The sequence below is a fragment of the Roseivirga echinicomitans genome, from assembly GCF_001592935.1.
In the GTDB taxonomy this organism is placed as follows: Bacteria; Bacteroidota; Bacteroidia; order Cytophagales; family Cyclobacteriaceae; genus Roseivirga; species Roseivirga echinicomitans.
Genome location: NZ_LRDB01000001.1, coordinates 326,687 through 340,778, shown reverse-complemented (window position 1 = coordinate 340,778; position 14,092 = coordinate 326,687). Strand labels below are relative to the sequence as shown.

General features: G+C 38.6%; 13 protein-coding genes. 4 read left to right on the top strand and 9 right to left on the bottom strand.

Annotated elements, in window-relative coordinates; all coding sequences use genetic code 11:
- Positions 1-57: 57 nt before the first annotated feature.
- The 5 genes from AWN68_RS01555 to AWN68_RS01535 form a co-directional block, all read right to left on the bottom strand.
- A complete protein-coding gene (locus AWN68_RS01555) occupies positions 58-2,187 on the bottom strand; it encodes a peptidylprolyl isomerase (protein ID WP_068410475.1) in 2,130 nt (709 codons plus the stop codon).
- An 85-nt stretch (positions 2,188-2,272) separates the two neighbouring features.
- Positions 2,273-3,553 carry a hemolysin family protein gene (locus tag AWN68_RS01550; RefSeq protein WP_068410472.1) on the bottom strand — a complete coding sequence of 427 codons (1,281 nt, stop codon included), beginning with the start codon at positions 3,551-3,553 and terminating at the stop codon, positions 2,273-2,275.
- A gap of 198 nt (positions 3,554-3,751) precedes the next feature.
- Positions 3,752-4,300 carry an LPS export ABC transporter periplasmic protein LptC gene (gene lptC / locus AWN68_RS01545; RefSeq protein ID WP_084362717.1) on the bottom strand — a complete coding sequence of 183 codons (549 nt, stop codon included), beginning with the start codon at positions 4,298-4,300 and terminating at the stop codon, positions 3,752-3,754.
- Between the two features lie 60 nt (positions 4,301-4,360).
- Positions 4,361-5,686, bottom strand: a complete 1,326-nt coding sequence (locus AWN68_RS01540) for a hypothetical protein (protein WP_068410466.1) — start codon at positions 5,684-5,686, stop codon at positions 4,361-4,363.
- Positions 5,687-5,697: 11 nt separating this feature from the next.
- Positions 5,698-6,975 carry a hypothetical protein gene (locus AWN68_RS01535; protein ID WP_068410463.1) on the bottom strand — a complete coding sequence of 426 codons (1,278 nt, stop codon included), beginning with the start codon at positions 6,973-6,975 and terminating at the stop codon, positions 5,698-5,700.
- Between the two features lie 759 nt (positions 6,976-7,734).
- On the opposite strand from AWN68_RS01535, the gene AWN68_RS01530 reads away from it, so the two are divergent.
- Positions 7,735-9,228, top strand: a complete 1,494-nt coding sequence (locus AWN68_RS01530) for a sodium:proton antiporter (RefSeq protein ID WP_068410460.1) — start codon at positions 7,735-7,737, stop codon at positions 9,226-9,228.
- An 86-nt stretch (positions 9,229-9,314) separates the two neighbouring features.
- Positions 9,315-9,536 carry a hypothetical protein gene (locus AWN68_RS01525; RefSeq protein WP_068410457.1) on the top strand — a complete coding sequence of 74 codons (222 nt, stop codon included), beginning with the start codon at positions 9,315-9,317 and terminating at the stop codon, positions 9,534-9,536.
- On the opposite strand, the gene AWN68_RS01520 is transcribed toward AWN68_RS01525, so the two are convergent.
- Together AWN68_RS01520 and AWN68_RS01515 are read right to left on the bottom strand one after the other, a co-directional pair.
- On the bottom strand, positions 9,537-9,959 hold the full coding sequence (locus AWN68_RS01520; RefSeq protein ID WP_068410454.1) for a Fur family transcriptional regulator: 423 nt from the start codon (positions 9,957-9,959) through the stop codon (positions 9,537-9,539).
- Between the two features lie 84 nt (positions 9,960-10,043).
- On the bottom strand, positions 10,044-10,370 hold the full coding sequence (locus tag AWN68_RS01515; RefSeq protein ID WP_245657918.1) for a DUF6787 family protein: 327 nt from the start codon (positions 10,368-10,370) through the stop codon (positions 10,044-10,046).
- Between the two features lie 146 nt (positions 10,371-10,516).
- On the opposite strand from AWN68_RS01515, the gene AWN68_RS01510 reads away from it, so the two are divergent.
- Positions 10,517-11,443, top strand: coding sequence for a universal stress protein (locus tag AWN68_RS01510; RefSeq protein ID WP_068410448.1), 927 nt, complete (start codon positions 10,517-10,519; stop codon positions 11,441-11,443).
- 1 nt (position 11,444) lies between these two features.
- Here the strand turns inward: AWN68_RS01510 and AWN68_RS01505 are convergent, their stop codons facing one another.
- Together AWN68_RS01505 and gpmI are read right to left on the bottom strand one after the other, a co-directional pair.
- Positions 11,445-12,026: a hypothetical protein gene (locus tag AWN68_RS01505; protein WP_068410445.1), complete on the bottom strand. Its 582-nt coding sequence runs from the start codon at positions 12,024-12,026 to the stop codon at positions 11,445-11,447.
- Positions 12,023-13,540, bottom strand: coding sequence for a 2,3-bisphosphoglycerate-independent phosphoglycerate mutase (gpmI, locus tag AWN68_RS01500; protein ID WP_068410442.1), 1,518 nt, complete (start codon positions 13,538-13,540; stop codon positions 12,023-12,025). The genes AWN68_RS01505 and gpmI overlap by 4 nt, the downstream gene beginning before the upstream one ends.
- A 131-nt stretch (positions 13,541-13,671) precedes the next feature.
- On the opposite strand from gpmI, the gene AWN68_RS01495 reads away from it, so the two are divergent.
- Complete coding sequence (locus AWN68_RS01495; RefSeq protein WP_068410440.1) at positions 13,672-14,085, top strand: DUF4783 domain-containing protein; 414 nt, start codon at positions 13,672-13,674, stop codon at positions 14,083-14,085.
- Positions 14,086-14,092: the final 7 nt, after the last annotated feature.

Genomic DNA, 14,092 nt, shown 5'->3' with positions numbered 1-14,092 from the left:
CTAAGTTAAGGCAGGAAGGGGCAAAAAAAAATCGGCCAGAAGGCCGATTTAATGTTTTTAGTAATATTTATATCGTTTGTCTAGAATTTCGGCCTTGTCTCTTACCGATTGATTCATCTTCAATTGAGCGTTACTTAGCGCTCTTTGCTGAATTTGATTTACATAAGTAGTGTAATCCGTAATGCCGGCTGGCGTATTTTTCCCTTTTAACTCCATGATTACAACTCCTACATCAGTAGTAATTGCTTTAGATCTGTCACCTACATTTTTAAGTGCAAAGGCTGTTCCTACAGCAGCAGGAGCAACGCCTACATTAGGCAAAGAATTTGAGCTTAATTTCACTTGAGTATCAGTGTATACTTGTGCAATGGCATCAAATGAAGCAGCCATATCAGATAATGAACCTGAAGCAGCTGAAATCTTATCAGTGATGTACTTTGCCTTTTTATCGTTTTCAACTTTAAGTTTGATCTGGCTTCTCACCCCACTATCCGTAAGTTTAGCCGTACCTGCCTCTACTTTGGCTCTGTAAACCGCTACAACGTATTCATTGGCAAGGTCAAAGTCCTTCACATCTCCTACAGATGCTTCTCCATATAACCATGTTACAATTTGACGAGCACTTTCTAATCTACCAATACTTGAACTGTTAGAGTTAATATTGTTCCCACTGAAGACAGAGTAACCGTTTGCAGATGCATTGTTTACAAAATCATCATATGACTCAGTTTCTAAAACAAACTGACCAGCTTTTTGATAAGCGCCATCGATAGTTTCGTCTGATGGAGTTAATTCTTTCAGGATAATAGCGACTTTGTATCTGTTGTTGCTTGGCGCTCCAGTTACATTCATAATGTGGTAACCAAAATCACTTTCTACAAGACGGTTAATTACACCTTCACGATTCACAGAGAATGCAGCTTTTTCGAATGGCTCAGCCCACTGACCTTGCGCATCTCCACCTTTTCTATACCATCCTAAATCTCCTCCCGAAGGTCCAGAAGAATCTTCAGAGTTGAGAATAGCCAATTGAGCAAAGTCTGCACCGTTTCTGGCTTCACGTAAAATCCCTTCTGCTTTGGTTTTTACTGCGGCTTTGTCTGCTGCAGACATTCCTTCTGTTCTCAGTAGGATGTGACTTACTTTTACAAATTCGGCTTCGCTTTTAACAATATCTGATAACTTGTAAAGGGTATAAATCCCATTTTGCAAATTTGGACCAATGATATCGCCTTTCTTAATGTTCGAAAGATTGTTGACAACTTCATCAGGAAGTGCTGATGGGTCGAATGTTCCAAAACCAATTCCTTGTTCTGTATTAATAACGGCTAAAGTTGAGTCGTTATCTCCGGCCTCAAGCTGAGCTTTAAGATGGTTTAGTTCTTCAATATAATAAGCGCTATCCGCAGCTGATGGAATAACAGGGAAAGAGATGTAGTCAATTGAACGACTCTCTTCTACAGTGTATTCATCTTTGTGCTGATCTAAATAGGCTTGTAAATCGGCATCAGAAACTTCAGAAACTTGGTCATCATTTACAGCCAAGAAAGGAATGTAAAGGTAATCCAAAGTAACTTCGCCTTCTTGCTCCATATATTCTTGTTGTGCTTCGGCCAAGGTTACATAGTTGGTTTTCAGAATCAGGTTCTGATATTTCGCCATGCGTCTGTTCTCAGCTAAGCTATTTTCGAACATCTGCCATCTAATTCTAGACTCTGGGTCCAAATCACTGTTCACCAAAACTTGGTTCAAAAACTGACGGTCCAGTTCACCCGTTTGAGGATCTGCAAATTGTTGCATTACTTGAGGTGAAATGTTTTTGCCTTGAACCATATCGATTCTTTCATCGCCAGAAACTGCAATGCCAGCTTTATCGAAACGTTTGGTATACGCGATTTGAGCAATCAACTGCTCCCAAGCCTGATTTCTTATGGTTTGCATTAAGAACTCATTCGGGTTAACACCGTATTGAGCCATGTAATTTTGTTTGATGCTTTCTACTAGGTTAGCATATTCTTGCTGACTGATGGATTCTCCAGAAATTTCTCCAACTTCTTGCTTGTCACTACCCAGAATGGACGATCTGCTGCTTAATACATCGGTTAAAACGAAAGCTAAAATCGATGCCCCTACTACGACTACCAAGAGTCGTCCCATCTTTTCACGAAGCGTGTTAATTATTGCCATTTGTACTTATTAATTGAAATAGCCGCAAACATAATTGATTTATGACCTATTAGCAAAAGAAAATACAGACAAAAAGCCCTGTTAATCAGTCTTCTCTGTCTGGAAGGATACTAAGCATAACGGTATCAATCCTAGCATCTTCCATTGCCACTATTTTTATTTTGAACGGTGGAACGGAAATGGTCTCATTTACTTGAGGAATATTCTCGGTGATTGAGAGGATAAAGCCGCCTAGCGTGTCGTAATCACCTTCTGGAATATTGAAATGGTACTTCTCGTTCAAGTAGTCTACTTCGTGGCGAGCGCTGAAAAGATAATTGTTGTCGTCAAGTTTTTGCTCAACCCAATCTTCATCATCGTGTTCGTCTTGAATCTCACCAAAAATCTCCTCGATCACATCTTCTAAACTTACCAGACCTGATGTCCCTCCAAATTCATCTACGACCAAGGCCAAACTTTTTCTTTCTTGAATAAACTGGATCATTAGCTCATTCACTAACATGGTTTCGGGCACAATGATTATTGGCGTAAGAATACTCTCTATGTCTTGAGGCTTTTTAAATAGCGCTAATGCATGACAGTATCCAATGACCTCATCAATATTATCTCGGTACACCAATACTTTGGAGTGGCCGCTTTCAATGAACTCGTTTTTTAAATCTTCTATGGAATCCTCAAGCTCCACTGCGGCAATATCAGTTCGAGGAATCATACATTCCCTTACTTTAACGGTTTTGAACTCTAGGGCATTGTTAAAAATTTTGGTGTCCAATTCTACTTTGGATTCTTTAATATCTTTATGGGTATTGCGCTGAATGTAGGAGCGCAGATCTGTAAGCCCGAAAACTGGGCGATCTTCAGAGAATTTCTGTCTTAAAATATGAACGATAATGAAACGAGACATTTGTTCAATTACCCAAACCAAAGGAAACATAATGATGAAAATGAGCATGATCGGAACTGAAAGGATGCTCAATAGTCGGTTTGGGTTAATCAGGAAAATGCTTTTGGGAGTAAACTCAGCCGTAAATAATACCAAAAGGGTAGATAATACAGTTTGGATGATAAGTACTGCACCAGGGTTAATTAAATACTCTGGTAGAACATCCATGATCAAAGGCTCCAGAATTAGGGCCATAAAATAACCATACATCACCAGCGCTATGGTATTCCCCACCAAGGCTGTGTTAATGAGCCTAGAAGGTTTCTGGGTGAAAAATGCAAGAATTCTTCCGCTGAGCGTTCCTTTTTTGCTCTGAAGCTCGATTTGAAGTTTACTTGAGGTAACGAATGCGATTTCAGTTCCAGAAAAAAATGCTGAAAAAATGAGGGTAATGATGATAACCGTAACTTGGTAATAGTCCATTAATGTTTCTTTTTCCGCTTAGGAGCCGACTTGGCCTGTTCTTCTTTTTCTTTATGCTTTGCTTTTCTATATCTGTATAAAAATAACAGACCTATTGATATCATAAAAATAAAATAGGAATAGGCAATTCCATAAGTCATGGTCTGATGTACTCCAATCACAAATGTGACTACACAAAGTGAAAAGATTATGGTACCACTAGTTGTTCTCATTCGTCTCTTTAATTAGGAATTCCGTATCCTTTGGGTTTGTAACCTTAAATTCTGAAAAATCTTGAGGAGCATCCATACCCGTACCCTGAATCAAATCTGTTTCTGTGGTTACAATAAAGAACTGATCAGTATAAATTCTTTCTGTGTTTGGGTTCCAGAACAACTCTTCGGTTTTTAGAGTCTGATTTTCCTTTAGGTTTATAACTACTACATCACCAGTAGCCCTATAAAGTTTTGTTTTAGCATCATAAAAACCTTCTAATGCAGTGAGTATCGAAGTAGTGTCTCCCTCGCTATCAAAAAAATCAATTCTTATAGTTTCAGGAAACTCCAAATCTCCATTGGAGAAAGTTAGTTGTTTATTTCCCTTAATTCCCAATTTCCGAATAGAACCTTCGGTCATAATGATTTCTACATTCTCTGATTCTAGAATTGGCCCCTCATACTCTTCCATTTCAGCCAATTTTTTTGGCTCAGAAAAACAGGCCGTAAAAGCCATAATAAACAAAAGAGGTATAAATTTTCTCAATCTCATGGTATGAAAAACGGTCTTCCCTAAGAGAGAAGACCGCCTTTATTTTCATTTGGGCAATAATTACTGCTGTTCTGGTCTTTTCTGCAATTTAACAGTTTGCTGTATCCAGCATCCTACTGTTACTGAATCACCTAGTTCTTTTCCTTCAGTAAAGATTTCTCCACCACTTGGAAATTGCGCTTTGGCTTGACTTGCTTTCAGTTGATTACCCCCTTTGGTGTAATATTCGTAAGCAACAATGAATTTTGCCCTATCATCAACTTGGCTTTTCTGCTGATCACATTCTGTGCTTTGCATCACCATATCACCAATCAATGTGTACATCTCTTCCTTTAACGTAGGGTCAATTTCTACCGTAGCAATGGCCAATTTTCTCGCCTCCGCTTTATTTCCCTCAAGGCGTTCCATTAACACAATCTGCTTCATGGCTTTTCCTTTATCAGTATTGTCTTCAGCAATCTCTATAGCTTTGTTATAGTAGATCTTAGCATTTACATAGTCTTTTTCTTTAACATATGTTGAGGCAAGTAAGTTAGCAACACCGTATTGTGGCTTTGTTTCGAGCACAGCTTTCGCGGCATCAAGAAACCATTCAGCATCGGTACATCCACCATCGTAAGCATAAACAAATATTTTGTTTGCCAGCTCTCCATCTTTAGGGTTTGCTTTAAACTGAGGAACAAGTTTTTCAATGATAAAGGCACAGTCGATTAAGTTAAGGTTAGCCAATTTTTCATCGACAAACTCTTTTACGGCATCCATACTCTTGGTGCTCTTATTCTGACTTTTCGCTTTTTTGATTTGATAATCAATGTGCTCGGTACATTTGTTATAGATATCAAGAATTTGCTCGTCAGTAAGACCAATATCACGTGTATAGCCTAAAACAGCAGTTTGCATATAATAGCGGCCAGTTGAGTAGAAGCCCTCATTTCCTTCAAGCTCATACGTAAGTTTGAACAAATCAAGCAAGTACTGAGTTTTGGAAGCGTCCTTAATAAAATACCTATATGCTGAAATAGCCTGACGGCCAATATTTTCCTTTTTTGACTCTGGGTACATTTTAAAGCGCATCTCATAGAGCGACATCACTTTAGCGGCCGCTGCTTCTTTTTCAGCTTCGGTTTTCCCATTTTCCCAAGACTCATCCCAAATCGCGATTCCTTTAATATAAGTTGACTCACTTAAATCAGGAAAATGCTCCAAGATATATGCCAGATGACCTTTAGCGGCATCATAATTTCCAGCCTTCTCAGTATCGCTAAACAATGTCCATTTTGTTTGGGCATCGCTTCTTTCTTCTGGTTGTTCTGGCCATTTGAATTGAGCCATGGCAGAGTACCCAGAGGTAATAATGATCAAGGTCAATAAAAATTTAATTCTCATAATACTGTAGTTTAATTATATTTCTGTCTCGCAAACCATGTCTGATCTTGCAAGCTAAATCCAATACTCAACTTGAGGTAGTTTTCTCTAATTAACCCATCGGTTACATTACCTCTATTTCCAAAGGTAGCTCCTAAATTTAAATTTGAAACACCCACAATTCCGTTCAATGGTAAAGACGTTCCAATATTTATACCAAAGTCGTTTACTTCTTGTGAATTGATTAAATAAGGAGTCCTTTCATAATGAATCCCGAATCTATAAGTTATTCTCGGGCCAGCCTTCGAAACTTCGTAGTTTGGTAATAATTCTCCACCAACGGCAATTCTAAATGCATCCCCAAAGTTTGAACTGGTTTGACCAGATTCATCGAGATACTGACTCCATGCCTGAGTTTGTACATCTATACCAACGGCAAACCTTTGTGATTTTTCATAAGAAATACCAAATCCAATACGCTGAGGGATGGAAATTTGGGAATCTACATTGTTTTTTAGCGTATCACTCGAAAGCACGTTTCCGTTAATATCCTGACTCTCTAATCTAGTTAGGTTCCTGCTTCTTACATTCGCCTCTAAATTATAGAATGCTCCAAAATTAATGAATTGCCTTTCCTTAACTTCTAGTTTATAGGCCAAACCAATGTTGGCTGTAACATCCGAAAAACTTCTTCTTTCATTGTAAATTGTGCTACTAAAGGTGATGGTTGGAATGCCAGTAAGAAGGTATTCAGTGTCCCTTTCAATCGAGCCGAATAGGTATGAAGTTTTTAGGCCAACCATGAGGTTGCCAAGCCTTAGGGCATGGGTCATGAAAGCCTCATCTATACCTCCATTTCCATCCAATTGAGATAATAGAATTGAGTTATCTGGGCCAGTAGAGGTTTGCAGAATACCATAATTAACGGAGGTATATGGACTAAGACCTAGTGCCATATTCCATTTTCCGTATTTTATGGGTAAAGAAAAACCAAAGTCTTTGAATCCACCAGTAAACGAGCTGTAGCTCTGGTCGCCATTATTATAAGTTCTTGAGTCAAAGGAAGTGCCAATTTGGAATACAGCCTCGAAGTTAGTTGCGACTAAAGCAGGGTTAAGGTTATTGAGGTAAAGCCTGTTATTATAACTTATACCGAATCCTCCCATTCCAGCATTATGGGAATAACCTCCCCAGTTGACATCCCCTATTCCAAAAGCAGAATAAGAACTTTGAGTATACTGTGCCTTAAGAGTGGTACAGAATAAAAATGCCCCAAGAAGGGCCGAATATTTAATGATATTTTTGAGCATTACTTAACCTAAACACATTCAGTCCAACGAGCACTAATTTGAGGGTTACAAATATGTCAGCTTTTCTTTTAGTTTCAAACCTTTCTAAAAAAGGTAAGCCAATAATCCGCTTAAAATCAGACATTTTTAACCAAAATTGTGAGAATTACCTCCAATCCCACGCTGAGATACATTTATAAATACCTAACGATAGCTCAAAGTTTGACTCGGTATCGTCATAACAAGTAGAAAACCATAGACCATTACTGTTTCAAATTAAAGGCTAGTTAGATTTATTTATGACTATAAATTTAGTTGATAAAAATGAGTATGACAATGCTCCGTGGTTATTTTTTGTGTGACTACGATTCACGGAGTCAGGAGCCTATTTTCAAGAACAGAGCCTCTAAGTTTTTATAACTTTAGAATCTTTATTTCGTAAGGCTAACCCATTGGCATTTGAAGTCAACAGTTCAGGGGTTGGATAGCTCTCTGATTTTAATTTTTGCCTTTCGAGTAAATATTCTTTGGTCAGTCACTCAATAGTCTAAAATTGACTTTATAAATTGAACAACAGTTTAAAGATTCTATAGCATTTCATGTCAGGTTGGTTTTGAAGGTTTTAGAATTAAATGAGAACTTAACATTTCGTGTAATCCACTGAATTTGATTTTTGATTAACATTGGTTTTACCGCTAATGCTTATCTTAGCCCAAAATCTGCAAAGCGAATTTGTATTCTCGAATCAGAAGTATACTTTAGCGACACACAGCGACTTTAATGAAAAACAGATTCCTACTAACATTGTGCATGTTGTTTATGGTTTTTATAGCCAAAGCTGAATATATCAACGGGGCTACCCCTGCGACTTCAGTTACGGTTATGGCCTCCGAAGAGATTTCAATTGAATCACATGATGATTCAGCTGCCGCCTCTTCAGACGAAGAACATCCATCTCCTGCGGGTTGGTCCGTAATTCCATTTGTCTTGTTATTGGTAATGATTGCCACTGGACCATTGTTTTATGAGCATTTTTGGCATAAGAACTATCCAATAATTGCTGTGTCCTTGGCCGGAATTGTGGTTATATATTACCTCTTTGTCGTTGGTGATGTTAACCATCCGGTACATGCTTTAGCAGAGTACGTTCAATTCATAGCCTTATTATCCTCCTTGTATATTGCTTCTGGAGGGATAATGATTGATGTGGACAAAAAAGCCACTCCGCTAACAAACGTAGGGCTGCTGGTGATAGGGGCTGTGATATCTAACCTTATTGGTACCACAGGAGCCTCAATGCTTTTAATACGACCTTTTGTTCGATTGAATAAGGGAAGAATTCAGCCTTACCACATAATCTTCTTTATTTTTATAGTGAGTAATGTTGGTGGTGCGCTGACCCCAATTGGTGATCCGCCATTGTTTTTAGGCTTTCTAAAAGGAGTGCCATTCTTCTGGACTTTAGAGCACAATATTATTCCATGGATTACTGGAGTGGGAATCTTATCCTTAGTCTTCTATATTTTTGATAAACGTAATACGGATGAGGATTTGGAGGAAATCTCAACCTTCTCCAACAAAACCAAGATTCTTGGTTCAAGAAATTTTATCTGGTTGGCCATTATAATTGCTGCCGTTTTCATTGATCCAAATGTAATAGAAGGCGTTCCAGCAATTCACTATGACGGAATGAAGTTCTCCTACATTCGAGAATTAATTATGTTCTCTGTTGGCTTCCTCTCTTTTAGGTTTGCCGATAAGCGTGCGATAAAGGGGAACGAATTTAATTTTGAGCCCATAAGGGAAGTGGCATTTATATTTATTGGGATTTTCGGAACGATGATGCCTGCATTGGCCTTAGTAAGTGAGTTTGCACAGTCTGAAACTGGTAGTGCGCTAATCACACACAACACCTTGTATTGGGGTACGGGAATTCTCTCAGGGTTCTTAGATAACGCACCTACTTACTTGAATTTCTTGGCGGCTGCCATGGCTTCGCAGGGCGGAGATATTGCTGTAATTAGCGATGTTCAAAGTTATGCCCTAGGTGGAGTTTATGATGACTCCGTGTTCATGCTCATGGCCATATCCATTGGTGCTGTGTTCTTCGGAGCCATGACTTACATTGGAAATGGACCAAACTTTATGGTAAAGTCTATTGCTGAGCAAATGGGAATTCATATGCCTTCGTTCTTTGGCTATATATTGAGGTACTCTATTCCTATTCTATTGCCAATACTCTTTATTATTTGGCTTGTTTTCTTCGCGTTTTAAATTTTTCTTCACAGAAGGGGAAAGCCTTCCTTTTAGTTGATTTTGTAGAGAAACATTTTGTAACTTCATTTCTCTGAAGTTTTGAAATGGATAGCATTTACCTAGATCTGATTTTGAGCGGCCTCACTTATGTGATTCTTACGTACTTGACTTTTCAGCTTATGAAAAGCCGAAAGGTAAATAAGCATGAAGATGATGATGAGGGAGGAATTAATGAGTTTACACCACCCAATATAGACTTACCGCCTGGTGTGGTTTGGCCTGATTCCCCTTTGCTGAAAAAGAGAAAGGTTGAAAAAGCCTATTAATTAACGCTGTTTACATTTATCACAAATACCAGTAATCAAAAAATTACTTTCTTCACCAGTGAACCCCCTCGGTAGTTTTACCATGGGAATTTCAACATGTTCCAAGCAAGTGGTTTGCTCACATTTGTTGCACTTAAAATGGATGTGATTATGTTGATGGCTTCCTTCGGAACAGGCATCAGCACACAGGGCATAACGAATACCTCCTTTGTCATCGAGTATTTTGTGAATCAATCCTTTGTCTAAAAAAGATTTAAGGGTTCTGTAGATTGTAACCCTGTCATATTTCCCATCTACAGCCACCTCAATATCGGCATGAGAAACCGCTACTTCGTGATTGAGAAAAACGTCAATAACATCCGCTCTGCCTTGGGTCAGCCTTAATGTGTGATCTCTTAAAAGTTCTTTAATATGATTGTCCACGAAATAAAGATAGTTATTCGAGAGAAGAATGTTACACAGGATTTTTAAGTTCCTTGTATAGACGCGTATGATATAAACAGAGACTTAATCCTTCTTTTTTCTCTTTCGAAAAAGTTTTCCTAATGAGTTGAATGTTTTTTTCTCCCACTTCCAAAAAAAGTTAAACTGGCCCAGTAAGGTGCCGTAAAACAAGAGTAGAATTTGGTATAAGGGCGGAATTAGGAGTAAATAAAGAAAGACTCCTTTGATGCCCGTTAGGCTTTCAATGCCAAAAAGCTGAAAAACATAAGGCTTTAAAAACACAACAGATGTACCTGTAAGTGAAAATACAATTAAAACCAACACCACTTGAATGAGCGAGTTGAGATTCCATCGCTCTTTCATCTTTTCTAAAAACTGCGTATTTGCCAAACCTTTTATTCTTTTAAAAGCGCACGAAGTTAGGCATGTTGATACCAATCACCAACCCTAAATAAAACCTTATCAAAAAAACCTTCAATGCGTGGGTATGGGCTAATTATTTCAATAAATTACATCAACAAATTTTCTGATTGAAGATGTACGACTTAAGCAAGTTTCAGCGAATGATGGTCTGTTTAGACCTTACCCAAATGGATAAAGGGCTTATCCAGTATGCGTCTATGATAGCGCGCGTTTTTGAAATTAACTCTGTTTACTTTTTGCATGTGGCCGAATCATTGGAGCTACCTGCTGAGATTCAAGAGAAATACCCCGACTTAATTGCACCACTGGATGAAACGCTTGAGCATGAAATAAAAGCCAAGGTGGATGAGAACTTTGTGCTACCCAATGGCTGCGATGTTCAAATAAAGGTAGCTACTGGGAAAGTGACTGAAGAAGTGATTAAAATGGCCAAAGTAAAGGTAATAGACCTTATGATTTTGGGTAGAAAGCATCACCGTTCTAATGCTGGTTTGAATTCAAGCAAAATCGCCAAGAGCTCTCCTTCTTCCGTAATGTATGTTCCTGAAAACCCAAAACTGGAATTGAATAAGATTCTTATTCCAATTGATTACTCTGAACACTCTCAAATGGCTTTTGAAATTGGAGTGGCACTACAGAAGCAAACCGGTGCAAAATTGATGAGTAATCATATCTATAGAGTGCCGACTGGTTATCATAAATCAGGGAAGAATTATGAAGAGTTTTCGGAGATTATGCTCGAAAACACTAAGAAAGACTCTGAAAAGTTCTTTAAGAAAATGGATACTGGTGATGTGAAATTTGAGCACACTTTTGCGCTTGATGATGATCCACACCCAGCCGATAAAATTTATAAAACAGCTTCTGAAAAAGGAGTGGACTTAATTATTCTAGGCTCTAAAGGCCGAACCAGCGCTGCTGCCTTCTTAATTGGTAGCGTAGCTGAAAAGTTAGTCTATGAAAGTGGAGATATTCCTTTATTCTTGGTGAAGAAAGGCAAAGAGAACCTAAGCCTACTTGAGGCTTTGTTCCGTTTATAATCTATTTGCCGATTTTAGCTTTTAAGCTATAATTCAGTTCGTCTTTTAAGATCATACTCTGATCACCAGAAATAGTAAAAGAGCTCAAAACCGACTTTCCTTGTACCACATTGAAATAGAGGCTGAGCTCTTTTTCAAATTTATACACTGGGTTTTCGTCTTTCATTATAATTCGGATGCTTTCTAACCGGTCTGCCCTGTAATTATATTCAATGGAGCGAACGGAGGGTCTGTCTGTTTTGGCCGAATCAATTACTTTTTTGATATCTGTTCCAGTTGAAAGCTCTTCGGTAACATAGGATGTTTCCAATCCTAGTTTATTTATGTCAGCCTGATAAAAGAGACCAAGCTCTTCTTTCCATTGTTTTGCAGAATCGAATTGAACTATCACCTGATCGGTTTCACCATTCACGCTTAGCTCCTTAGTAAGGGTAGGTCTTTCCTCTTCAAATGCGGCTATTTGCTCGTCTAATAGCTCGACAAGGTCAAAATAAGTGCCAGTTCGGATGGGTTCAGATTTCTTTCCTACAGAACAACCAAATAGCAATAGAGAAAGTAAGAAGACTAGGTTTTTTAATTTCATAAGAGTATTTCTCCGCTCATTTCTTTAGGAATTTCAAGCCCCATTAATGTTAAAATAGTAGGGGCTAAATCGCCAAGTTTACCATCTTTCATTTGAGGCCTCAATTCATTGTCAACGAGAATACAAGGAACCAAGTTCGTGGTATGCGCAGTATTTGGGCTGCCATCTGGATTTATCATTACATCTGAATTACCGTGGTCGGCAATTACGATGGTGGTGTAGCCGTTTTTCAAGGCCGAATCAATTACTTCTCCAGCGCATTTGTCTACCGTTTCACAAGCTTTTACTGCGGCTTCAAAAACCCCGGTATGCCCTACCATATCGGCATTGGCAAAATTGAGACAAACAAAGTCTACCTCCTGCTGATCTAATTCTGTGATGATCGCTTCCTTAATATCATTCGCGCTCATTTCTGGTTGCAAATCGTAAGTGGCCACTTTAGGAGAAGGGCATAAAATTCGTTTTTCGTCTTTAAACGGAACCTCTCTGCCGCCACTAAAAAAGAAGGTGACATGTGGGTATTTCTCTGTTTCAGCAATTCTAATCTGCTTTTTACCAGCCTCGGCAAGTACTTCACCCAAAGTGTTTACCAAGTTGTCTTTATCAAACATCACCTTTACGCCACTGAAAGAATCATCGTAATTCGTCAGGGTGACAAAGTAAAGTTTCATGGCTTTCATTTCCTGTTCAGGAAAATCACGCTGTGTAAGTGCTTGGGTAATTTCCCTTCCTCTATCCGTTCTAAAGTTGAAGTAGATCACAACATCATCTTCCTCAATAGTGGCTAGAGGAACGCCATTCTTTGTATGAATTATTGGAATGATAAATTCATCTGTAACGCCTTCAATATATGAATTAGCAATGCTCTCGGTGATGTTTTCTGAATTCACACCAGCTCCTTTCACCATGGCATCATAAGCCAATTTCACCCTTTCCCAGCGATTGTCTCTGTCCATGGCATAGTAACGACCAATCACAGAAGCCACTTTTCCAGTGGTTTTTTCCATGTGCGCCTCTAAATCTGCCATATACTTTATTCCACCTTTTGGGTCAGTATCGCGGCCATCGGTAAATGCATGTACAAAAACATCTTTCAACCCAGTATTGTCTGCAATGCTGAGTAAGGCTTTCAAGTGATTGATGTGAGAATGTACTCCACCATCCGAAAGCAGGCCTAAGAAATGTACTTTTTTGGAATTCGTTTTTGCGTAGTCGAAAGCAGATTTCAATGTTGGGTTATCTGCCAAGGTGTTTTCTTCCACTGCTTTGTTAACCTTCACCAAATCCTGATATACTACTCTACCAGCACCAATATTCATATGGCCAACTTCGGAGTTTCCCATTTGACCAGCGGGCAAACCAACGGCTAAACCAGAGGCTTCTAGCTTAGAATGAGCGTATTTTTGATAGAGAGAATCAATAACGGGGGTTTTGGCATGATCAATAGCAGAGACGTTGGAATCGGTACCTAAACCCCAACCGTCCAAGATCATTAAGAGAACGCGTTTTTCCATGGGGCAAATATATATTATTATGATCTGGTTTGTAAGTCCAGAACGATTGTATTAATTTGATTCTGAACTACCCTATAAGGAGAGTAATAATTGGCATTATTTTCGTTAAACTAACGGCTAAGTCACTAAAAATGAGGAATAAAAACATCGTTATTACTTTCATGTCTCTTTTGATGATAATGAGCTCTTTGTCAGGTTTTGCCCAGACGACTGAAGAAAAATTGATAAAAAATGTTCAAGAGGCATTAAAGTCTTCTAGTTCCAGAGAGCTGGTTAAATACTTGCACGAACGAGTTGAAATTAAGCTCGATAACGAGAAAAAGGACTACAGCACAAATCAGGCTGAAATTGTTCTGAAGCAATTTTTTCAGAAAAATCCAGCGGACTCAACAGAGTTTATTCACGACTCTAAGTCTGATGGAGGAATTGTTTACGCCATCGGTTCTTATGTTTCAGGCAATAAGAAATACCGCGTTGTGATAAGGGCGAAGCAATTTAAGACAGACTATAAAATATATAGGCTTGAATTTACTGAAGACCGTTAAGCCCTAG

Bases quoted from the DNA above. Each gene is read 5' to 3' on its own strand.
- AWN68_RS01555 (WP_068410475.1), bottom strand. From the start codon at position 2,187: ATGGCAATAATTAACACGCTTCGTGAAAAGATGGGACGACTCTTGGTA.
- AWN68_RS01550 (WP_068410472.1), bottom strand. From the start codon at position 3,553: ATGGACTATTACCAAGTTACGGTTATCATCATTACCCTCATTTTTTCA.
- lptC (WP_084362717.1), bottom strand. From the start codon at position 4,300: ATGAGATTGAGAAAATTTATACCTCTTTTGTTTATTATGGCTTTTACG.
- AWN68_RS01540 (WP_068410466.1), bottom strand. From the start codon at position 5,686: ATGAGAATTAAATTTTTATTGACCTTGATCATTATTACCTCTGGGTAC.
- AWN68_RS01535 (WP_068410463.1), bottom strand. From the start codon at position 6,975: ATGCTCAAAAATATCATTAAATATTCGGCCCTTCTTGGGGCATTTTTA.
- AWN68_RS01530 (WP_068410460.1), top strand. From the start codon at position 7,735: ATGAAAAACAGATTCCTACTAACATTGTGCATGTTGTTTATGGTTTTT.
- AWN68_RS01525 (WP_068410457.1), top strand. From the start codon at position 9,315: ATGGATAGCATTTACCTAGATCTGATTTTGAGCGGCCTCACTTATGTG.
- AWN68_RS01510 (WP_068410448.1), top strand. From the start codon at position 10,517: ATGTACGACTTAAGCAAGTTTCAGCGAATGATGGTCTGTTTAGACCTT.
- AWN68_RS01505 (WP_068410445.1), bottom strand. From the start codon at position 12,026: ATGAAATTAAAAAACCTAGTCTTCTTACTTTCTCTATTGCTATTTGGT.
- gpmI (WP_068410442.1), bottom strand. From the start codon at position 13,540: ATGGAAAAACGCGTTCTCTTAATGATCTTGGACGGTTGGGGTTTAGGT.
- AWN68_RS01495 (WP_068410440.1), top strand. From the start codon at position 13,672: ATGAGGAATAAAAACATCGTTATTACTTTCATGTCTCTTTTGATGATA.